This is a genomic window from Phenylobacterium sp. (assembly GCF_031181185.1).
Classification (GTDB): Bacteria; Pseudomonadota; Alphaproteobacteria; order Caulobacterales; family Caulobacteraceae; genus Phenylobacterium.
Map to the genome: position 1 here is coordinate 1 of NZ_JAPSKZ010000007.1, position 21,100 is coordinate 21,100.

Sequence of the window (21,100 nt, forward strand, 5' to 3'; positions counted from 1 at the left end):
CCAAGATCAAGTCCGAGCACGCCGCCCGGGTGCTGGCGGCGCTGCCCGAGGACTTCGCCCTGGAATGCGTCATGCGGATGCTCCGCATGGAGCCGGTGCAGCGCGAGATCCTCGACAAGATCGAGCAGACCCTGCGGACCGAGTTCATGTCGAACCTCGCGCGCACGTCCAAGCGCGACAGCCACGAGATGATGGCTGACATCTTCAACGCCTTCGACCGCCAGACCGAGGCCCGCTTCATCACCGCCCTGGAAGAGCGCAACCGCGAGGCGGCCGAGCGCATCCGCGCGCTGATGTTCGTCTTCGAGGACCTGTCCAAGCTGGATCCCGGCGGCGTCCAGACGCTGCTGCGCTCGGTCGAGAAGGACCAGTTGGCCCTCGCGCTGAAGGGCGCCTCGGACAGCCTGCGCGAGATGTTCTTCTCCAACATGTCCGAACGCGCCGCCAAGATCATGCGCGAGGACATGGAGACCATGGGCCCGGTCCGCCTGCGCGACGTCGACCAGGCGCAGATGGCCATCGTCCAGGTGGCCAAGGACCTCGCCAACAAGGGCGAAATCATGCTGGCCGGCGCCGGCGGCGACGACGAGCTCGTCTACTGATGTCCGGCGCGCCCGAGAAATTCACCTTCGACACCGAATTCGACGCCCGCGGCGGCGTCGCCTTCGCCGCGCCGCGGCCGAAACGCACCTACACCGCCGACGAGGTCGAGCAGATCCGCGCGGCGGCCTTCGCCGACGGCCAGGCCCAGGCCATGGCCAGCATCGCCGCGCACCAGGCCCAGGCGTTGGCGATGATCCAGCAGGCCTGCGCCCAGGCCCTGCCGAAGCTGGCCGAGGTGGCCCACGAGCACCGCACCGGCTCGGCGGTGCTGGCGCTGGCCTGCGCGCGCGCCATCGCCGACGCCGCCCTCGACCGCTTTCCCGAGGCGCCGTTGCAGGCCGCCCTCGCCGCCTTGGCCCGGGAGGTCGAGGCCCAGCCGCGCCTGGTCGTCACCGCGGAGCCCGCGCTGTGCGAGGCCGTCCAGGGCGTCCTGGACGACGCCGCCCGCGCCGTCGGCTTCGAAGGCGCCATCGTCGTGAAGCCCGAGCCGGGCTTCGGCCGGCACGCCTTCACCCTCGACTTCGGCGACGGCGCCGCGACCTACGACCCCGCCGAGGCGGCGCTGCGCGTCACCGAAGCCCTGGAGGCCGCGCTCGCCGCGGAAGGCCTCCACGCCGAACCCCTCATCCCCGGCAGCGAAAGCTAGAGCCCCAGGAAGCTGACATGGCGGACGACGACCTGAAGCTGGACGAATTCGGACCCGAGGAGGGCGGCCTGCCCGAGGCGGTGCTCGACGAAGACAAGACCGCGGGCGACCTCGCGCCGGTCTTCGACGTGCCGGTCAACATCTCGGCCGTCCTCGGCCGCTCGACCATGTCGGTCGCCCAGCTGCTGCAGCTGGGCCAGGGCAGCGTGCTCGAGCTCGACCGCAAGGTCGGCGAGGCGATCGACATCTATGTGAACAATCGCCTGGTGGCGCGTGGCGAGGTCGTCATCGTCGACGAGCGCCTGGGCGTGACCATGACGGAAATCATCAAGGACGGTGACACCGCGGCCTGAGGGTCCGGTGTGCGTAAGGAGACATCCCCATGCGGCTTCTGGTCGTCGGAAAACTGAGCGGACAGCTCTCCACCGCCGTGAAGATGGCGATGAGCGCGGGCGCCAAGGTCAGCCACGTGGAGAGCATCGCCGCGGCGACGCACGCCCTGCGCGCCGGCCAGGGCGCCGACCTCCTGATGGTCGACTACGACCTCGACATCGAGGGGCTGATCCAGGCCAACGAGGCCGAGCGCATCCGGGTGCCGGTGGTGGCCTGCGGCGTGGGCGCCGATCCCAGGCGGGCGGCCGACGCCATCCGCGCGGGGGCCAAGGAGTTCATCCCGCTGCCGCCCGAAGCCGAGCTGATCGCCGCCGTGCTGGCCGCCGTCTCGGACGACAACCGCCCGATGGTCGTCCGCGACCCGGCCATGGAGCAGGTCATCAAGCTGGCGGACCAGGTGGCGGGCTCGGACGCCTCGATCCTCATCACCGGGGAGAGCGGCTCGGGTAAGGAAGTCATCGCCCGCTACGTGCACCAGAAGTCCCGCCGCGCGAGCCGGCCGTTCATCTCGGTCAACTGCGCGGCCATCCCCGAGAACCTCCTGGAGAGCGAACTCTTCGGCCACGAGAAGGGCGCCTTCACCGGCGCCGTGGCCCGCCGGATCGGCAAGTTCGAGGAGGCCAACGGAGGCACCCTTCTGCTGGACGAAATCTCGGAGATGGACGCCCGGCTTCAGGCCAAGCTGCTGCGCGCCCTGCAGGAGCGGGAGATCGACCGCGTCGGCGGGACCAAGCCTGTCAAGGTCGACATCCGCATCCTGGCCACGTCGAACCGCGACCTGGTCCAGGCAGTGAAGGACGGGACCTTCCGCGAGGACCTGCTCTACCGCCTGAACGTCGTGAACCTGCGCCTGCCGCCCCTGCGCGAACGGCCGGGCGACGTGGTCGCGCTGGCCGAATTCTTCGTGAAGAAGTACGCCGCCGCCAACGGCATGGCCGACAAGCCGCTGTCGGCCGAGGCCAAGCGCCGCCTGGCCGCCCACCGCTGGCCGGGCAACGTCCGCGAGCTGGAGAACGCCATGCACCGCGCGGTGCTGCTGGCGAGCGGGCCCGAGATCGACGAACTCGCCATCCGCCTCCCCGACGGCCAGCCGCTCGCGCCCGCCGATCCGCACGCTCGCGCCGCCCAGGCCGCCTCCCTGGCCGCGGAGACCGCGACGCGCTCGTTCGTGGGCCAGACCGTGGCCGAAATGGAGCAGCAGCTGATCCTGGACACGCTGGAGCACTGCCTGGGCAACCGCACCCACGCAGCCAACATCCTGGGCATCTCGATCCGCACCCTGCGCAACAAGCTGAAGGAATATTCCGAAGCCGGCGTTTCGGTGCCCGCCCCCCAGATGGGCGCGAGCGCCGCGTGAGCGGCGGAAGGTCAAGCGTTCGTGCGTAAGAGGCTCGTCTGATGGCCGACACCGGCGTCTCCGGCAGGCTTGGGTCCGCCCCCTCCGCCAAGGAGATGTGGGGCTGGATCGCGCGCGGCGAGGTCGGCCTGGCGCTGGGCGTCGTCGGCATCGTCGTGCTCCTGATCCTGCCGGTCCCGGCCTTCCTGCTGGACCTGTTGCTGGCGCTGTCGATCACCTCCTCCGTGCTGATCCTGATGACCTCGCTGCTCATCAAGAAGCCGCTGGAGTTCACCGCCTTCCCCACCGTCCTGCTGGTCACCACGCTGTTCCGGCTGGGCCTCAACATCGCCTCGACGCGCCTGATCCTCAGCCACGGCCACGAGGGCGCGCACGGCGCGGGTCACGTCATCGAGACGTTCGGCCGGCTGATGATGGGCGGCAGCTTCGTCATCGGGGTGATCGTCTTCGCGATCCTGGTGCTGGTGAACTTCGTCGTCATCACCAAGGGTTCGGGGCGGATCGCGGAAGTGTCGGCCCGCTTCACCCTGGACTCGCTGCCCGGCAAGCAGATGGCCATCGACGCGGACCTGTCCGCCGGCCTGATCGACACCGAGGAGGCCAAGAAGCGCCGCAAGGAGCTGGAGCAGGAAAGCACCTTCTTCGGGGCCATGGACGGCGCCTCCAAGTTCGTCCGCGGCGACGCCGTCGCCGGCCTGATCATCGTCGCCATCAACGTGATCGGCGGCATCCTGATCGGCGTGATCCAGCACAAGATCCCGGTCGGGCAGGCCGCCTCCACCTACACCATCATGACCATCGGCGACGGCCTGGTCAGTCAGATCCCCGCGCTGATCATCTCGATCGCCGCCGGTTTCCTGGTCTCGAAGGCCGGCGTCGAAGGCGCCGCCGACAAGGCGCTGGTCACCCAGCTGGCCATGAACCCGGTGAGCCTCGGCATGGTCTCGGCGGCCTCGGGCGTGATCGCCCTGATCCCCGGCATGCCGATCATCCCCTTCGCCCTGATCTCCGTGGGCGCGGGTGTCCTGGGCTGGCGCCGCTCGCAGAAGGCCGCCGAGCCGCCGCCCATCGAGATCCTTCCCGACCTGCCCGCCGACGAGGAGGAGCCGATCGCCCAGACGCTGGCCATCGACGAGATCAAGATCGAGCTGGGTTACGGCCTCCTCGGCCTGATCAACGACCTGGAAGGCCGCCGTCTGACCGACCAGATCAAGGCCCTGCGCAAGACGCTCGCCGCCGACTTCGGCTTTGTGATGCCCAGCGTCCGCATCCTCGACAACATGCGCCTGCCCTCCCAGGGCTACTGCATCCGCATCAAGGAGATGGACGCCGGCTCGGGCGAGGTCCGCCTGGGCCAGCTGATGGCCATGGATCCCCGCGGCGGCCAGGTGGAGTTGCCGGGCGAGCACGTGAAGGAGCCGGCGTTCGGCCTGCCGGCCACCTGGATCGACGACGGCCTGCGCGAGGAGGCGACCTTCCGCGGCTACACCATCGTCGACCCCGCCACGGTGCTGACCACCCACCTGACCGAAATCCTCAAGGAGAACATGCCCGAGCTGCTCTCCTACGCCGAGGTGCAGAAGCTGCTGGCCGATCTGCCCGGTCAGCAGAAGAAGTTGGTCGAGGACCTGGTCCCGTCGGTCGTCAGCGTCACGACCATTCAGCGCGTGCTGCAGGCCCTGCTGCGCGAGCGGATCTCGATTCGCGACCTGGCGGCGATCCTGGAGGGCGTCGGCGAGGCCGCGCCGCACACCAGCTCCATCACCCTGCTGGTCGAGCAGGTCCGCGCCCGGCTCGCCCGCCAGCTCTGCTACGCCTACCGCGGCGACGACGGGGCGCTACCGATCGTCACGCTGTCGGGCGAGTGGGAGAACGCCTTCGCCGAGGCCCTGGTCGGCCAGGGCGAGGAGAAGCAGCTGGCGCTCGCGCCCTCGCGACTGCAGGAGTTCATCCGGGGGGTGCGCGAGGCCTTCGAACGCGCGGCGCTCGCCGGCGACTCGCCCGTCCTGCTCACCAGCCCGGCGATCCGCCCCTACGTCCGCTCCATCGTCGAGCGCTTCCGCGGCCAGACGCCGGTCATGAGCCAGAACGAAATCCACGCCCGCGCGCGACTCAAGACGGTGGGCGTCATCTGACCCGCGGCCTCTCGCCCGTTGCAGGCGGCCCCGCCGGCTGATAGCCGTTCGGACCGGATGGGCGGCTCAAGCCCACGCTTTGTTCAGTCTCTCTCAGGTTTCGGATGCGGCGACCTCTCGAACGACCCCACGGCCCGGGCGCGCAGTTCCTCTGGGACCTGCTCTCCTTCGAGCGGCTGATGACCAGCCAGGTGATCCACCTGGTCTATTGGGCGGGCCTCGGCGTCATCGCCGTCATGGCCTTCGGCGTGCTGGGCGCGACCGTCGGCGTTGCGATCCGCGAGGGCAGCATCCTGGGCGTCCTGTTGGCGCTGGCCGTGCTCGCCGTGGGTCTGCTGGGCGTCGCCGTCGCCGTTCTACTGTGGCGCTCGTTCTGTGAGTTCTACGTGACCATCTTCAAGATCAGCGAAGACCTGGCCGTCCTGCGTCGTGACGTGGAGGACGAGCGCGCCCGCCAGGGCCGCGCCTGAGATGGACTGGGGCCGCCGCAAGCTGGTGCAGCTCGCGGTCGCCGCCCCGGCGCTGAGCCTCGCCCCCAGCGCGCTGGGCCAGGCGCGCAAACCCCTCCGCATCCTGATCCTTGGCGGCACCGGCTTCGTCGGTCCGCACCAGGTCCGCTATGCGCTGGCGCGCGGTCACAAGGTCACCCTCTTCAACCGCGGGCGTAACCCGAAGGACTGGCCGGCGGAGGTCGAGGAGCTGACCGGCGACCGCAACACGGGCGACCTGAAGTCCCTGGCCGACCGCGAGTGGGACGTCTGCATCGACAATCCCACGACCCTGCCCTTCTGGGTTCGTGACGCCGGCGCCGCGCTGAAGGGGCGCGTCAAGCACTACGTCTTCGTTTCCACGATCTCGGTCTACGCCTCCAACGGTCGCGCCGCCGACGAGAGCGACGCCCTGGCGGCCTACGAGGGCAAGGATCCCCTGGCCGAGACCGCCGAGACGCTGCGCGCCAGCGGCGGGCGGCTCTACGGCCCGCTCAAGGCCGCGAGCGAGGCCGAGGCCCGCCGCCAGTTCGGCGACGCGAACGTCACGATCGTCCGTCCCGGCCTGATCTGCGGTCCCGGCGACGAGACCGACCGCTTCACCTATTGGCCGGTGCGCCTGGCCCGCGGCGGCGAGGTCCTGGCGCCCGGCGACGGCTCGGACCCCGTCCAGTTCATCGACGTGCGGGACCTCGCCGAATGGATGATCCGGCTGTGCGAGGCTCGAAGCACCGGGACCTTCAACGCCAGCGGGCCCGCCGCTTTCATGAACATGCGCACCATGCTGGACGAGGTCGGACGTGCGGTCCGATCCGACGCCAAGCTCACCTGGGCGCCCGCCGACTTCCTGGCCGCCGAAGGCGTGCGTCCCTGGAGCGACATGCCCGTGTGGATACCGGCCGAAGGTGAGAACGTCGGATTCCACAGGCGCGACATTTCGTCCGCCCTGAAGGCCGGCCTGACCCACCGTCCGCTGGCGACCACAGCCGCCGACACCCTGGCCTGGTTCCGGTCGCTACCCGCCGAACGCCAGGGGAAGATGCGGGCAGGCCTTACGCCCGAGCGGGAGTCCGCCCTGCTGGCCAAGCTGGAATCCGGGGGCTGACCGCTACGGCTCAGCTGAACGCGGATAACCCCAAACACGCCGCATTCTCGCCTTCCGACGCAGGTCATCGGTAGCGCGGGAACGGCAACGGGGGCGTCACCCAAAGCCCGACACCGCACAGAAGGTTCCGCCTCTGCCAGAGGGGAGTGAAGCCTTGTGCGCGGCGGACGGCTGGGGACATCCGAACGAGGGACTTCCGATATGAGCGCTGGTACGTACGCGGACTTGCTCCGCGCGCTGGGTCAGAACGAGTCCGGCAACAACTACAGCTTCGTGAGCAGCGTCGGTTATCTGGGACGCTTCCAGTTCAGCGAAGAGGCCCTGCAGGCCATCGGCTTCTACAACGGAGACAGCACCCACGCCCTGGACTTCATCGGCGGGTGGACCGACAAGGCCCGCAACCTCGGCGTCTGGGACAAGAGCAGCTTCCTGGCCAGCCCGGGGGCGCAAGACGCCGCCCAGGACGCCTGGTTCCAGCGGGTCTGGCAGGACGCCACCCAGCTGAACCTGCAATCCTACATCGGCCAATGGGTCGCCGGCGTGCAGGTCACCCCTTCGGGCATCCTGGGAGGCGCGCACCTGGTGGGCGTCTGGAATCTGAAGTCCTGGCTCGAAAGCGGCGGCGCCATCGACACCCGCGATCCCTACGGCACGCCGGTGTCCCAGTACGTGGGCAAGTTCGCCGGCTACGACACGCCCTTCACGGGCGGCGGCGGCGGCGGCGGCCCAGGGCCTGTCCCGACCTCGCCTCCGACTCCGGCCCCCAGCCCCGCGCCCCAACCCGACACGGGCTCGGCGGGACAGGCGCTCCACGGCTCCGACGCCAACGATCACCTCACCGGCGCCGGCGGCGCGGACACCCTGACGGGTGGCGGCGGTGAGAACGTCCTGCGCGGTGGCGCGGGCGCCGACAGCCTCCAGGGCGGCTGGCAATTCGACGACCTGCACGGCAACACCGGCAACGACACCGTGGTGGGCGGCGCCGGCGACGACTGGGTCGTGGGCGGCCAGGACGACGACCGGCTGTTCGGCGAGGACGGCGGCGACGTGGTGCTGGGCAACCTGGGCGTCGACTTCGTTGACGGCGGCGGCGGCGACGACGTGGTCCGCGGCGGCCAGGGCGACGACAGCGTCCAGGGCGGCTGGGGGAACGACTACCTCTCAGGCGACCGCGGCGCCGACACGCTCGCGGGCGGCTCGGGCGCCGACGTCTTCCACGTCTTCGAAGGCTCGAACCAGGATCTGGTGCTCGACTTCAACTACTGGGAGGGCGACCGCGTGGACGCGCTGGGCGCCTACTGGGTCAGCCAGACCGACCAGGGCGTCCTGGTCCAGCTGAACGACGGCCAGATGCTGCTGCAGGGCGTGCAGCTGTCGTCGCTGCCGGAAGGCTGGATCTCCTAGCGGGCCTTCCTGAGGCCGAGTTCGTCCAGGGCGGCCGTCTCCCGGCGGCCCGCCTCCTTCACTTCGAAGAGCCTGGCGGACTCGGCCACCTGCTCGTACTTCTTCTGGGCCTCGAAGGCCTCGGCCAGGGCGTCCCGGGCGCCGGCCTCTTCGGCCAGGATCGTCTCGATCTCGGCCTGGATGGCGGTCTTCCGCAGGCGCAGCCCATCCAGATAGGCCGACAGGCTCATCGCCGCGTCCTCGTCGGCGGCGGCATTGGCGATCTCGGCGTCGCCCTCCGCCAGCAGGCGCGCCAGCCGCTGCTGGGCGGCCACGCGCCGGTCCACCACCTCGGAGAGGCGCTTCTGCAAGGTCTCGACCTCATAGGAGGCGAGCTTGATCAGCGACTTCGACCAGCTGCTCACGCCGCCATCCCTTCACCGCCCACGGACCCCAGGATCATGGCCAGGCCCGCGAAGCTCTCCTCCAGGCCGGTGGCGTCGTGCGGATCCTGGCTCAGGAAGGCCTCCAGCGACGGGTTCAGCTCGATCGCCCGGTCGATTAGCGGATCGGCGCCGGCGCGGTAGGCGCCGATGCGGATCAGCTCTTCCATATTCGCGTAGGCCGACAGGGCCTGGCGGGCCTGTTTCACGACCTCCCGCTCGTGCGGCTGCTGGCAGCCCGGCATGGTCCGGCTGATCGACTTCAGCACGTTGATGGCCGGGAAGCGGCCGCGCTCGGCGATCGCCCGCTCCATGACGATGTGGCCGTCCAGGATGCCTCGCACGGCGTCGGCGATCGGCTCGTTGTGGTCGTCGCCGTCGACCAGCACGGTGAAGAGGCCGGTGATCGGCCCCGCCCGCGTGCCGTCGGGGCGGATCGGTCCCGGCCCCGCCCGCTCCAGCAGCTTGGGCAATTCGGTGAAGACGGTGGGCGTATAGCCCTTGGTGGTCGGCGGCTCGCCGGCAGCCAGGCCGATCTCCCGCTGGGCCATGGCGAAGCGGGTGACGCTGTCCATCAGGCACAGGACTTCCAGGTCCTGGTCGCGCAGGTACTCGGCGATGGCCATGGTCATGAAGGCGGCCTGGCGGCGCTTCAGCGCCGGCTCGTCCGAGGTGGCGACCACGACGACGGCGCGCTTGAGACCCTCCTCGCCCAGAGTCTCCTCGATGAACTCGCGGACTTCGCGGCCGCGTTCGCCGATCAGGCCCACGACGACCGCGTCGCAATCGGCGTTCTTGGCCAGCATCGAGAGCAGCACCGATTTGCCGACGCCCGAGCCTGCGAACACGCCCAGGCGCTGGCCGCGGCAGCAGGTGGTGAAGACGTTCATGGCGCGCACGCCGAGGTCCAGCCGCTCGCCCACGCGCGCCCGAGCATGCGCGGCGGGCGGCGGCGCGCGCAGCGGATAGCTGGCGAGGCCCTGGGGCAGCGGGCCCTTGCCGTCGATGGGATTGCCGAACGCATCGACGATGCGGCCCAGCCAGGCCTTGGTCGGGCGCACGGCCGAGCCCTGCGGCTCGATGCGGATTTCCGCGCCGGGCGCGACGCCCTCGACCGGGCCGAACGGCATCAGCAGCGCCCGGGTGTCGCGGAAGCCCACCACCTCGGCCGACAGCGGTTCGTGGCCCAGTCGGGCGATCTCGGCGCGGGCGCCGACCGCCAAGCGGGTCAGGCCGCCGCGGGCCTCGATCAGCAGGCCGTTCACCGCGGCGACGCGGCCCGACACGGTCAGGGGATCGAGCCGCTCCACGGCGGCGACAAGGCTCTGCACAAACGCCCCTCAGCTAACCGGCCGAGAGTCGGTGCTTCGCCGTTAAGAGGGGGTGAAGAATTTGCCTACTGCGACCGCTAGTGCAGGGTGCTCGCCAGGCCCGCCGGCGTGCCGGTCGCCCGGCTCCACGGCAACCGCTCCACCCCGCGCCGCATCGTAGGTCCAGCCCGCTCGCGGATCTGCTCGCGGTTGCGCCAGACCAGCGCCGCGGCCAGTCCGAGCAATGCCGCGCCCACCACCACGCCGGGCCGCTTGTGGGCCTGGGTGTAGAGCGAGAACGGCCGGCTGCCATAGGCGTCGATCCGCGCCTCGCCGCCCTCGGACGCCTCGTACAGGCTGTCCCGCGCGGGCTTCGGCGACTCGCGGCGCGAGAGCGGCGGGATCACGGCGCCGAACAACCGGTCGGCCAGGGCCGGCGCGGCGGCATGGGTCAGCACCATCTGCCGCCCGGCGCCTCCGACGGTCATGGTGCGGACCGGGCGGCGGGCCGCATGCAGGATCGCATCCGCGACCACCTCGGGCGCATAGACCGGCGGCGGCACCCTGGCGGCCTCGTCCATGTAGTTCCGCGCGTGGTCCGGGAACGGCGTGCCGATGCTGGCGGGCTTGATCAAGGTCACCTGCACGGGCGCGCCCTGGCGCTGCAGATCGATCCGGAGGGTGTCGGTGAACCCCTTCACCGCGTGCTTCGAGGCGACGTACGGCCCCATCAACGGCGCGGCCATGTCCGACAGGATGGAGCCGATGTTGATGATCGTCCCGCCGCCCGGCCGCTCCTTGAGATGGTGCGCCGCCTCCAGCGAGCCGTGGACGACGCCGAAGTAGTTGGTGCGAAACAGCCGCTCGTGGTCCTCCAGGTTGATCTCGAGGCTGTCGCCATAGACGCCCACCCCGGCATCGTTCACCCAGGTGTCGAAACCTCCGAAGCGGGCGACCGCCTCACGGGTGACGCGGGCCATGTCGTCGGGATCGCCCACGTCGGCCACGACGGCGAGCGCTTGGCCGCCGTCCGCTTCGATCTCGGCGCAGACCTGGCGCAGCGCCCCCTCGCTGCGGGCGACCAGCACCACGGCGGCCCCGGCCGCGGCGGCCTGGCGGGCGGTCGCGAGCCCGATGCCCGAGCTCGCGCCGGTGATGACGATGACCTGCTGGTCGAGCGGCTTCTGTCGGACGCGCATGGCGCTTTCTCCGGATGTTGGGGGTTTCGGCCCTCAACAGCCCGCTCGCCGCGCCTGTTCCTCTAGATGTTTGCGGCCGGGTCGGCGGCGTTCCTGCGGCCCAACGGCAACCGCTCGCGCAGGGCGCCGCCCCTCGCCGCGGCGCCTTCCAGCATCGGGCGAGCGCGCGCAGCGGCGTCGTCGAGGAGCGGACGGGCCCGCGCGGCGATCTTCTGGCGGTTGCGCCAGGCGAGCGTGCCCACCACGCCGACGGCGAGCGCGCCGATCAGGAAGGCGGGGTGCTTCGGGACATAACGGACGAGGGGCGCGGCAGCCGTCACCCGCTTCAGGTTCTCGCGGCTCCAGAGGGGCGCGCGGCCTTCCTCGAAGGTGGTCTGGGGCGTGTCTTGCATCATTCCTTACCTCGGTTCCGCCCCCAGAACCGACGAGCCAGCGGGGCCGTTCCCGCCGGGCGCTTCGCCCCGGCTGTCCAATCACAAAAGATTCAACCGGGGTGCGACTCGTAGCCCGCGAACGCGGCCTTGAGTCGGAATCTCAAATCAGATTAACGATTCGGTCAGACGGGCCACTTCCTATTAACCAGTCTTAAATTAACTCGCTGGCAAGTTAACGGCGAGGTTCGGGGCGGATTCCAAGAGTTCGCTGGGGTTTGCGGGTAGTCGTTAGGAGAGGCGAATGCGCGTACTGTTGATCGAGGACGACAGCGCCACCGCGCAAAGCATCGAGCTGATGCTGAAGTCGGAGGGCTTTAACGTCTATACCACCGACCTCGGTGAAGAAGGCGTCGATCTCGGCAAAATCTACGACTACGACCTGATCCTGCTCGATCTGAACCTGCCCGACATGAGCGGCATGGACGTGCTGCGCACCCTGCGCGTCGGTAAGATCAACACCCCGATCATGATCCTCTCCGGCACCGCCGAGATCGAGACGAAGGTGAAGACCTTCTCGGGCGGCGCCGACGACTACATGACCAAGCCCTTCCACAAGGACGAGCTGGTCGCCCGCATCCACGCCGTGGTCCGCCGCTCCAAGGGCCATGCGCAGTCGGTCATCAAGACCGGCGACATCACGGTCAACCTGGACGCCAAGACGGTCGAAGTGAACGGCATCCGCGTCCACCTGACCGGCAAGGAATACCAGATGCTGGAGCTGCTCTCGCTTCGGAAGGGCACGACCCTGACGAAGGAGATGTTCCTGAACCACCTGTACGGCGGCATGGACGAGCCCGAGCTGAAGATCATCGACGTCTTCATCTGCAAGCTGCGCAAGAAGCTGGCCGCCGCCGCCGACGGCAAGCACCACATCGAGACGGTTTGGGGCCGCGGGTACGTGCTACGCGACCCGCAGGAAGGCGTCATCGCCGCCTAAGGCGTAAGAGTTCCGAGGAGAGTTACCGAGCGCCCGCCCTCACCGGCGGGCGTTTTCGTTTGCGTCGGCGCCGGCTAGCTTCGCGCAAACGTGCGTCGGGAGGGACGTTCATGGGCAGGCTGATCGCGCTCGTGGTGGCGCTTGTGGTGGGCGCTTTGCTGGCCTGGCATGGGGAGCGCCTCCCCGACCCCAGGCCCGCCGGCGCGCCGGCGACGGACTTCTCCGCCGGCCGGGCCATGGTCGACATCGGCATGATCGCCGCCCGCCCGCACCCGGTGGGCTCGCCTGAGAACCGCCAGGTCCGGGACTATCTGGTGCGCCGCATGCAGGCCCTGGGCCTAGAGGCGCACGTCCGCCGCATGCCCGCCTTCAGCAGCCGCGAGCGCGACGGCGAGCTGCGGATTTCGGGCGCCACCGTCGAAAACGTCATCGGCGTCCTGCCCGGTCGCGACCGCAGCCTCCCTGCGGTGGCCCTGATGGCCCACTACGACAGCGTGCCGCACTCGCCCGGCGCGGCCGACGACGCCACCGGCGTCGCCGCAGCCCTCGAGATCGCCCGGGCGATCAAGGCCCGCGGGACGCCGGCGCGGGACGTCATGCTGTTGATCACCGACGGCGAGGAGGTGGGCCTGCATGGCGCCCGCGCCTTCTTCGGCCAGGATCCACTCGCGAAGCGGGTCGGGTTCGTCCTCAACATGGAGGCCCGCGGCAACGGCGGCCGGGTGCAGATGTTCGAGACCGGCCGCGGCAACGGCGAGAGCGTCCGGCTCTTCCACGCGGTGGCTCCCGCTCCCAGCGCCTCGTCGCTTTCCACCTTCATCTACGAGCAGATGCCGAACGGCACCGACTTCACCGTGCCGAAGGAGGCCGGCCTCCAGGGGCTGAACTTCGCCTTCGTCGGCCGGCAGTTCGACTACCATTCGCCCACCTCCACGCCGCAGAACCTGGAGCAAGGGTCGGTGCAGGAGATGGGCGACCAGGTGCTGGCCGCCGCCGCCGCCCTGGCCGCGTCCGAAACCCTGCCGGCCCGCGCGCCCGACCTCGTCTACAGCCAAATCCCTGGCGGCCTGATGGTCGGCTATCCGCCGCTCGTCGGCTGGGTCCTGCTGGCCCTGGCGGCCGGCCTTGTCGCGCTGGGCGCCTGGCGGGCGCGGCGCGCCGACGAGCTGCGGTGGATGGACGTGGCCCGCGGCGCCGCGGCCCTGCTGTTCGCCGTCCTGGGCGCCGTCGCCATCCTCGGCCTGGCGCGCAAAGTCACCGGCGCCGGCTCCGGCTACTTCGAACAGAGCTACCTCCTCGCCCAGGCGAGCCGGTGGGAGGCAGCGGTGCTGCTGCTGGGGCTGGGCTTCCTGATCCTGGCGACGGCGACGGCGGCGCGCGGCCGCTGGCTTGTGGCGGCCCTGCCCGCGGCCGCGGGCGTCGTCGCCTACCTCATTGACCGCAGCGACCTCGTCTCGCTGGTCGCCGGCGCGGTGGCCGGAACCGTCGGCCTCTTCGCCTACTGGGCGCCTGCGGCCCGACCCGGCGTCTGGACGGGCGTGCTGCTGGTCGGCCTCGTGATCGCCCTCGCGCTGCAGGCGCTCGCGCCCACCATCGCCTACGTCCTCGCCTGGCCGCTGCTGCTGGGCGCGGTGGGCGCGGCGGCGACCGACATGGCGACGCGCCGGGGCGTGGCCTCGTTCATCCTGCTGACGCTGCTCGCCGCGGTGGCGCTGGGCTTCGCCGGCGGCTATGCCCACACCGCCTACCTCAGCCTCGACGTGATGGCGCTGCAGGCGCTGCCGCTCCTGATGACCGCCCTCGTGCTCTGGCCGCTGGCCCAGCCGGCCGAGGGCGCGCCGCCCGCCCGGCTGATCGGGCCCGCCCTGCTGGTGGCTGGCGCGGCGGTGACCCTGTGGGTTCGCTTCGACGAGCCCTGGAGCGCCCGCCACCCGCAGCTCTCCTACGTCCGCTACCACGTCGACCAGGACGCCGGCCGCGCGTGGCGCATCAGCCAGCCTTCGACCGGCGGCGACTGGGCGCGCGCGGTCCTGCGCGCCGACGGCGGCCAGATCACCGAGCGCGAGCACTGGATCGAGCGGGAGCCCTCCGACGCCGCGCCCGCCCGTATGGTCCAGGAGGCGCCGGCCCACGCCACGTTGGCCGCCGGTCTCGACGGCCGCGTCAGCCTGCGCGTCGTCCCGCCGCCGGGCGCGCGCCTGCTTGCCCTGCAGCTTCGTCCCTCCGCCGCCCTTCGGGTGGAGAGCATCGCCGGTCTGCCCGTCGGCCGGGCGCTGAACGCCGGCAAGTGGAGCCGCATCTGGTGGGAGGCCGAACCAGCGGGCGTGGAGATCGCCTTGCGCGGCCCGCCCGGCGGGGTGCTGGAGGTCCGCTACGCCGCGACGCTCGAGCGCTGGCCCGCCGGCGCCGCGCCCCTGCCTCCGCGACCGGCCGAGGTCATGCCCTTGCACCTTTCGGATTCCACGGTGGTGACGGGGACGCGCCGCTTCACTTGGTGAGCGGAGGCGGCTATCCGAAGCGGCCATGAACGACGTCACGATCTACCACAACCCGACCTGCGGCACGTCGCGGAACACGCTGGCGCTGCTGCGCGAGAAGGGCGTCGAGCCGAAGGTCGTCGAGTACCTCAAGGAGGGCTGGACCAAGGATCAGCTCAAGGACCTCCTGAAGCGGATGGACGTCTCGGCGCACGACATCCTGCGGGTCCGCGGCACCAACGCCGACGAACTCGGCCTGACCGATCCGGCCGCTTCGGACGACGCACTGATCGCGGCCATGATCATCGAGCCCGTCCTGGTGAATCGCCCTATCGTGGTGACGCCAAAGGGGGCCGCGCTCTGCCGGCCGCCCGAGCTGGTCCTGGGACTGCTCTGAACCTGGAGGCCCATCTCGAAAGGGGTGCGTGACAATTCGGCCGGTGGCGGCGCGCCGCGTTTCCGGCCATGGTGGCGTTGGGGAGCAGCCCTCCAGGAGGGCCTCCGCGGGGGACGCTGACAGTTTTTGGCTTTGCGTAGCCGATGCCTTAACCCTGCATCGGCTAGTACGGGGGCGTAATGGCAGAATTCGACCCGCGACGGTTCTCGTTCCGGATTGCCCCGCGCGCGCTCGCGGGCGGCGGCGCCTTGATGGCGCTGTTCGTGGCGTGGAAGTTCACCGACACCACGGCCGCGCCGTCGGCGCCGCCGCTGGCGCCTGAGGCCGTGGCCGCCCTGCAGCACGCCGCCTTCACCCAGGCCGCCGCCCAGCCCGGCTGGAGCCGGGCCGAGAACGTGCCCGTCAAGGTGCTGCGCGGCGAGACCCTGGAAGAGGCCGTCCTGCGCGCCGGCGTCGCCCCGGAAGAAGCCCGCCAGGCCGTCGCCGTGCTGGGCCAGGCCATGGACACGGTCCACATCAAGGCCGGGATGGCCTTTGACGCCGCCATCGCCCGGCCCCGCGCCGAGCGCGGCCCGGCCCGGCTGATCGGGCTGTCCATGCGCACCGGCCCGGCCACCGCCATCACCCTGTCGCGCAGCTTCGACGGCGCGCTGCGGCTGCGGGCGCTGGAAGAAGAGATCAAGGAAGAAGTCACCGTCGCCGACGGCGAGATCCGCGGCTCGCTCTACGAGAGCGCGTCCAAGCTGGGCGCCACGCCCGAGATCGTCAGCCAGGTCGCCAAGCTCTTCGCCCACAAGATCGACTTCCGCGAGATGCAGGCGGGCGACGACTTCAAGCTCGTCTTCGATCGCAAGGTCACCGAGAGCGGACGCACTGTCGAGGTCGGCGACCTCGAATACGCCGAGCTCAAGGGCGTGAAGTTCTACCGCTTCGAGCGGCCTGGCGGCGGCGTCGAGTACTTCGACGAGAACGGCAAGAACATCAAAGGCTTCCTGCTACGCACGCCGATCGACGGCGCGCGGATGACCTCGCGCTTCGGACTGCGGCGGCATCCGGTGCTGGGCTACGCTCGCGCGCACCAGGGCGTCGACTTCGGAGCCGGCCACGGCACACCGATCCTGGCGGCCGGCGACGGCGTCGTCGTCCGGGCCAGCCGCTGGGGCGGCTACGGCAACTATGTGCAGATCCGGCATTCGGGCGGCTGGGAGACCGGCTACGCCCACGTTTCGCGCTACGCCAAGGGGATTCGCCCCGGCGCGCGCGTCCGCCAGGGGCAGGTGGTGGCCTATGTGGGTTCCACCGGCCTCTCGACCGGCCCGCACCTGCACTACGAGGTCTGGCAACGCGGCCGGCGCGTCAACCCGGTGGGCGCCAAGGTGCCTCAGGGCACGGTGCTTGCGGGCGCCGAGCTCGCCCAGTTCCGCGCCCAGAAGGAACGCATCCAGCGCCTGCTGGCGAACGGCGGCCAGGAGCCTTCGCGCCAGCTCGCGTCCGCCGACTGATCCTCGCCAGGAACCACAGCCAAGCTTAAGGCGTTGATTCCCCAAAAGAGATGGGGGAGGACGTCGATGGGCCAGCTCACGGCTGCGGCGCTCCAGCGCGTCCGCGACACGGTCGCTGCCTGGCAGGATCCGGGCCCGCAAGATCTGAACGAACTGCTCCGGCTGCTCGGATTCTGGCGCCAGCAGATGCTGGTGAACACCTACCTCGTCCATCACGGCCCCCGCATCATCGGCGGCCCATTCGAGGGCATGGAGTACGTCGCCCGGGCCACCGAGGGCGCGCTGCTGCCCCGTCTGCTCGGGACCTACGAGGCCGAGCTGCATCCCCATCTCGAGGCCTTCCGGCAGGAAGGCGTCGACTGCATCGTCGATGTGGGATGCGCCGAGGGCTACTACGCCGTGGGTCTGGCGCGGTTGATGCCCGAGGTGGTGGTCTATGCCTACGATCTCGACCCGAACGCCCGGGAGGCCTGCGGCGAGCTGGCCCGGCGCAACGGCGTCGCCGACCGCATCGTGATCCGCGAACTGTTCCGGCCCCAGGATTTCCAGACCTTCGCGAACCAGCGCGTGCTGGTGATCATGGACGTCGAGGGCGCCGAGACCGAGCTGCTGCGGCCCGACCTGGCGCCGGCGCTGGCCGGCATGCGCCTCGTGGTCGAGACCCACAGCGCCGGCAAGCTGCTGGCGGTGCGGGAGCGCTTCGAGCCCACGCACCACGTCCAGCGGATCGACATCGAGGGCAAGGTCGCCGACCTGCCGCCCTGGCTGAGAGAGCTGGGCCATCTGGACCAGCTCCTCGCCGTCTGGGAATGGCGCGGAATCCCCACGCCGTGGCTGGTGATGCGTCCGCGGGGCCGCTAGGCGTCGAAGACGATGACCGAGCGGGCGATCGAGCCCGTTTTCATCTCGGCGAACGCCTCGTTCACCTGCTCCAGCTTCAGCCGCTGCGAGATCATCTCGTCCAGCTTCAGCTTGCCGGACATGTACATGTCCACCAGGCGCGGCATGTCGACCGGGAACCGGTTCGAGCCCATCAGCGAGCCCTGGATGCGCTTCTCGCCCAGGAAGGCCGCGCCCATCAGGCTGATCGACTGGCCGACCGGGATCATGCCGATGATGTTGGCGGTGCCGCCGCGCGCCAGCATGTTGAAGGCCTGCTCGGCCGTCTTGACCATGCCCAGGGCTTCGAAGCTGTGCTCGACGCCGCCTTTGGTCATCTCGATCACCGCCTTCACGGGATCGACTTCCGAGGCGTTGACGAAGTCGGTCGCGCCGAACGCCCGGGCGTAGTTCTCCTTACCCGCCACAACGTCGATGGCGATGATCCGGCCGGCGCCGGCGATCGCCGCGCCGTTGATCGCCGACAGGCCTACGCCGCCGCAGCCGATGACCGCGACCGTGTCGCCGGGCCGCACGTTCGAGGTGTGCATCACCGCGCCGACGCCGGTCATCACCGAGCAGCCGATCAGGGCGGCGCGGTCCAGCGGCATGTCGGGCCGGATCGCCACGCAGGCGTGCTCGTGGATCAGCATCTGCTCGGCGAAGGACGACAGGTTCAGGTACTGCATCATCGGCCCGTTCGGAGCCGACAGGCGCGGCTCGTCGTCCTTGCCCCGCTTGGTGTCGGGAGAAACGCACAGGCTCATGTGGCCCGTCAGGCAGTGGTTGCAGTGGCCGCAGAAGGCCGACAGGCAAGTGATCACGTGGTCGCCCGGCTTCACCGTGCGCACTTCGGAGCCCACCGCCTCCACGACGCCCGCGCTCTCGTGGCCCAAGACGGCGGGCAGCGGGTGCGGGTACGAGCCCTCAACGAAGTGCAGGTCCGAGTGGCAGACGCCGGCGGCCGCGGTGCGGATCAGCACCTCGTGCGGGCCGGGCTTGCTGATCTGCACGTCCTCGATCTGAAGCGGCTTGCCCACTTCGCGCAGCACGGCGGCCTTCATGGCGTCTCCCCTTTTTCATACAGGCGTTTCAGACAGCCTTATCGCCGTTCAGCGGCGCTAGGGAAGGGCCTTCTCCGCGAAACGGGTCGACAGGCCGGCTGCGTCCTTCCATCTAGGGGCACGATGGACGCCGCCCAGCCGCTGAAGGCCGTCACCCCGCTCGATGTTTTTCTGGCCTTCCTGAAGCAGGGCCTGACCGCGTTCGGCGGACCGGTGGCGCACCTCGCCTACTTCCGCCGCGAGTTCGTCGAGCGCCGCGGCTGGATCTCGGAAGCCGCCTACGCCGACCTCCTGGCGCTCTGCCACTTCCTGCCCGGCCCGGCCTCGAGCCAGGTCGGCATGGCCATAGGCCTGCGGCAGGCGGGCCTGGCCGGCGCCCTGGCCGCCTTCGCCGGCTTCACCCTTCCCGCCGCCACGGCGATGATCGCCTTCGCCGCGCTGGCTCCCGACCTGGAGCTGCGCTTCGGCTCGGGCTGGATCCACGGCCTGAAGATCGCCGCCGCCGCCGTCGTCCTTCAGGCCCTGGTGCAGATGGCCCGCACCCTGGCGCGCGGTCCGGTGCGCGCCGGCATGGCCATCGGCGCGGCCGCGGGCCTTGTCGTCGCCCAAGGGCCCGTCGCCCAGGTGGGCGCCATCGTCGCCGGCGCTCTCTTCGGCCTGGCCCTGCTGCGAGACGCGCCCGCCGCCGACGAGCCCGACGCGCTTCCGCCGGTGGACACCGGCAGCGCCATCATCGCGCTGACCATCTTCGGCGGCCTGCTGCTGGCCCTGCCACTGCTGGCCACGCTGCTGCAGAACCCGGGCCTGGGCCTCAGCGCGGTCTTCTATCGCACCGGCGCCCTGGTCTTCGGCGGCGGCCACGTTGTCCTTCCGCTGCTGGAGCGCGAGGTCGTCGACCGCGGCTGGCTCGACGCCGACACCTTCCTCGCGGGCTACGGCGTGGTCCAGGCGCTGCCGGGACCGCTGTTCAGCTTCGCGGGCTTCGTCGGCGCGGCCCAGACCTTCGGCCCCCGCGGGGTCGTGGGCGGCCTGATCGCGCTCTTCGCGATCTTCCTGCCCTCCCTGCTCCTGATCGTGGGCGTGCTGCCGTTCTGGGACCGGCTGAAGCGCGAGGCCTGGGCGCGGGGCGCGCTGGCGGGGGTCGGCGCAGTCGTGGTGGGCTTGCTGGCCGCCGCGCTCTGGGATCCGGTGCTTGGCACGACCATCGGCCGGCCGTCCGACTGGGCGCTGCTGGCGGCGGCCTTCGTCTTCCTGACCGTCGCGCGGCTGCCCCCGTGGCTCGTGGTGATCGGCTTCGCCGTCGCGACCGGGCTGCTGCTCGGCTAGGCGGCCACGGCCGAGGCGGGCGCCGCCTGCGTTTTCGGCAACCTGGTCGGCCACAGCGCCGGCAGCTTCGGCCAGCGGAAGGTCCAGGCGGTCTTTTCGGGAATGCACGACTCCAGCGCCGTGATCAGCTGCTCGGCGGGACCGTCGTTCAGGAAGTGGTTGGCGCCCGGCGTGCGCACCACCCGGATCGGTCGGCGCGTGACCGTCTCGGCCGCCAGCCGCTCTGCGGTTTCCAGGGGCGCGAAGTCGTCCTTGTCGCCGTGGATGATGTGGATCGGGATGTTCAGCCGGGCCAGCGCGCGCTTGGCGTGGCGCAGTTGCGGCCGCTGCCCGGTCACCTCGATCACCGCGTTGCGCAGGTCGCGTGGGATGACCTTCAGCGCCTTCAGGCCCATGTCCAGCAGCCACTTGGCGGTGGGTCCGGGCTCGCCGAAGAAGCCCGACAGCAGCACCAGGCCCGCCACCTTGCCGGGGTTCTGGTCGGCCATGATCGTCGCGATCGCCGCGCCGTAGCTCTGGCCCACGAGCAGCACCTTCTGCCCGCGGGCGGCGTTCAGCACCGGCGCCAGCGCCTCGGCCTGGACGCGGATGTCCGTTACCGGATGCAGCGGCTCCGAGCCGGCATAGCCCGGGCGGTCCACCACGATCATCTCGCGGTCCTGCGGCAGCTCGGCCAGCGTCTCTGCCCAGTATTCGGCCCACGAGGGCGCGCCGGTGATCACCACGATCTTCCACGGCGCCGGGGTTTCGCGCGGGGTCTCCAGGGCCGAGATGCGCCAGCCGTGCCCGCCGCCGGCGGTGAAGCTCGTGCGCCGCACGACCGTGTCGGGATAGTCGGCGGAGGTGGGCGCGTGCTCGGTTCGGCCGGTCGCGGCCGCTTCGATGCAAGCCCATCCCATAGCCAACACGCCCTTAGGCCGTTTGCGCGGCACGTCCGACCTCCTCAAGCAGCTCTGCACGTCACCTGTGGAGGGCAAACGCACGGTTCAAGGGGTGGTTCTGCGGCGCGGGCGAAAGCTCCG

At 70.5% G+C, this 21,100-nt stretch carries 20 protein-coding genes; 14 read left to right on the top strand and 6 right to left on the bottom strand.

Going from position 1 to position 21,100, the window contains the following annotated elements; translation table 11 throughout:
- The 8 genes from RIF93_RS01535 to RIF93_RS01570 all read left to right on the top strand — a co-directional run.
- Window positions 1-602, top strand: a 602-nt coding sequence (locus RIF93_RS01535; RefSeq protein ID WP_309087755.1) for a flagellar motor switch protein FliG, incomplete at its 5' end; no start/stop codon positions are given.
- Window positions 602-1,249: a flagellar assembly protein FliH gene (locus RIF93_RS01540; protein ID WP_309087757.1), complete on the top strand. Its 648-nt coding sequence runs from the start codon at window positions 602-604 to the stop codon at window positions 1,247-1,249. The genes RIF93_RS01535 and RIF93_RS01540, both read left to right, overlap by 1 nt.
- A gap of 17 nt (window positions 1,250-1,266) precedes the next feature.
- On the top strand, window positions 1,267-1,602 hold the full coding sequence (fliN, locus tag RIF93_RS01545) for a flagellar motor switch protein FliN (RefSeq protein ID WP_309087759.1): 336 nt from the start codon (window positions 1,267-1,269) through the stop codon (window positions 1,600-1,602).
- Window positions 1,603-1,631: 29 nt separating this feature from the next.
- Entirely contained in the window at window positions 1,632-2,999 is a 1,368-nt protein-coding gene (locus RIF93_RS01550; RefSeq protein ID WP_309087761.1) for a sigma-54 dependent transcriptional regulator, read from the top strand.
- Window positions 3,000-3,040: 41 nt separating this feature from the next.
- Window positions 3,041-5,134, top strand: coding sequence for a flagellar biosynthesis protein FlhA (gene flhA / locus RIF93_RS01555; RefSeq protein ID WP_375163814.1), 2,094 nt, complete (start codon window positions 3,041-3,043; stop codon window positions 5,132-5,134).
- 104 nt (window positions 5,135-5,238) lie between these two features.
- Complete coding sequence (locus RIF93_RS01560; protein WP_309087763.1) at window positions 5,239-5,604, top strand: DUF4282 domain-containing protein; 366 nt, start codon at window positions 5,239-5,241, stop codon at window positions 5,602-5,604.
- A gap of 1 nt (window position 5,605) precedes the next feature.
- Window positions 5,606-6,727, top strand: coding sequence for an NAD-dependent epimerase/dehydratase family protein (locus tag RIF93_RS01565; RefSeq protein ID WP_309087765.1), 1,122 nt, complete (start codon window positions 5,606-5,608; stop codon window positions 6,725-6,727).
- Between the two features lie 201 nt (window positions 6,728-6,928).
- Entirely contained in the window at window positions 6,929-8,131 is a 1,203-nt protein-coding gene (locus RIF93_RS01570) for a calcium-binding protein (RefSeq protein WP_309087767.1), read from the top strand.
- On the opposite strand, the gene RIF93_RS01575 is transcribed toward RIF93_RS01570, so the two are convergent.
- The 4 genes from RIF93_RS01575 to RIF93_RS01590 all read right to left on the bottom strand — a co-directional run bounded on the left by RIF93_RS01575 (window position 8,128) and on the right by RIF93_RS01590 (window position 11,454).
- Window positions 8,128-8,535, bottom strand: a complete 408-nt coding sequence (locus RIF93_RS01575; RefSeq protein WP_309087768.1) for a flagellar export protein FliJ — start codon at window positions 8,533-8,535, stop codon at window positions 8,128-8,130. The genes RIF93_RS01570 and RIF93_RS01575 overlap by 4 nt on opposite strands.
- Window positions 8,532-9,884, bottom strand: coding sequence for a flagellar protein export ATPase FliI (fliI, locus tag RIF93_RS01580; protein WP_309087770.1), 1,353 nt, complete (start codon window positions 9,882-9,884; stop codon window positions 8,532-8,534). Before fliI ends, RIF93_RS01575 begins: the two co-directional genes overlap by 4 nt.
- A 77-nt stretch (window positions 9,885-9,961) precedes the next feature.
- A complete protein-coding gene (locus RIF93_RS01585; protein ID WP_309087772.1) occupies window positions 9,962-11,062 on the bottom strand; it encodes an SDR family oxidoreductase in 1,101 nt (366 codons plus the stop codon).
- Window positions 11,063-11,124: 62 nt separating this feature from the next.
- Window positions 11,125-11,454, bottom strand: coding sequence for a hypothetical protein (locus tag RIF93_RS01590; RefSeq protein WP_309087774.1), 330 nt, complete (start codon window positions 11,452-11,454; stop codon window positions 11,125-11,127).
- Window positions 11,455-11,737: 283 nt separating this feature from the next.
- Between RIF93_RS01590 and ctrA the strand changes: the two genes are divergently transcribed.
- The 5 genes from ctrA (at window position 11,738) to RIF93_RS01615 (ending at window position 17,670) form a co-directional block, all read left to right on the top strand.
- Window positions 11,738-12,433 (top strand): response regulator transcription factor CtrA, encoded by a 696-nt coding sequence (ctrA, locus tag RIF93_RS01595; RefSeq protein ID WP_257837480.1) that lies wholly within the window; start codon window positions 11,738-11,740, stop codon window positions 12,431-12,433.
- A gap of 110 nt (window positions 12,434-12,543) precedes the next feature.
- Window positions 12,544-14,931, top strand: a complete 2,388-nt coding sequence (locus RIF93_RS01600) for a M20/M25/M40 family metallo-hydrolase (protein ID WP_309087777.1) — start codon at window positions 12,544-12,546, stop codon at window positions 14,929-14,931.
- A gap of 25 nt (window positions 14,932-14,956) precedes the next feature.
- Window positions 14,957-15,307, top strand: a complete 351-nt coding sequence (gene arsC / locus RIF93_RS01605; RefSeq protein WP_309087778.1) for an arsenate reductase (glutaredoxin) — start codon at window positions 14,957-14,959, stop codon at window positions 15,305-15,307.
- 179 nt (window positions 15,308-15,486) lie between these two features.
- Window positions 15,487-16,809: a peptidoglycan DD-metalloendopeptidase family protein gene (locus RIF93_RS01610; protein WP_309087780.1), complete on the top strand. Its 1,323-nt coding sequence runs from the start codon at window positions 15,487-15,489 to the stop codon at window positions 16,807-16,809.
- A gap of 66 nt (window positions 16,810-16,875) precedes the next feature.
- Window positions 16,876-17,670: a hypothetical protein gene (locus tag RIF93_RS01615; protein ID WP_309087782.1), complete on the top strand. Its 795-nt coding sequence runs from the start codon at window positions 16,876-16,878 to the stop codon at window positions 17,668-17,670.
- On the opposite strand, the gene RIF93_RS01620 is transcribed toward RIF93_RS01615, so the two are convergent.
- The gene (locus tag RIF93_RS01620) at window positions 17,667-18,752 is read right to left on the bottom strand and encodes a Zn-dependent alcohol dehydrogenase (protein WP_309087784.1); all 1,086 of its coding nucleotides are present in this window, start codon (window positions 18,750-18,752) and stop codon (window positions 17,667-17,669) included. The two genes, RIF93_RS01615 and RIF93_RS01620, sit on opposite strands and share 4 nt — an antisense overlap.
- A 123-nt stretch (window positions 18,753-18,875) precedes the next feature.
- Here RIF93_RS01620 and chrA point away from each other — a divergent pair, with 123 nt between their 5' ends.
- Window positions 18,876-20,078 carry a chromate efflux transporter gene (gene chrA / locus RIF93_RS01625; RefSeq protein WP_309087785.1) on the top strand — a complete coding sequence of 401 codons (1,203 nt, stop codon included), beginning with the start codon at window positions 18,876-18,878 and terminating at the stop codon, window positions 20,076-20,078.
- Here chrA and RIF93_RS01630 read toward each other — a convergent pair.
- The gene (locus tag RIF93_RS01630) at window positions 20,075-20,977 is read right to left on the bottom strand and encodes an alpha/beta hydrolase (RefSeq protein WP_309087787.1); all 903 of its coding nucleotides are present in this window, start codon (window positions 20,975-20,977) and stop codon (window positions 20,075-20,077) included. The genes chrA and RIF93_RS01630 overlap by 4 nt on opposite strands.
- Between the last annotated feature and the right edge of the window lie 123 nt (window positions 20,978-21,100).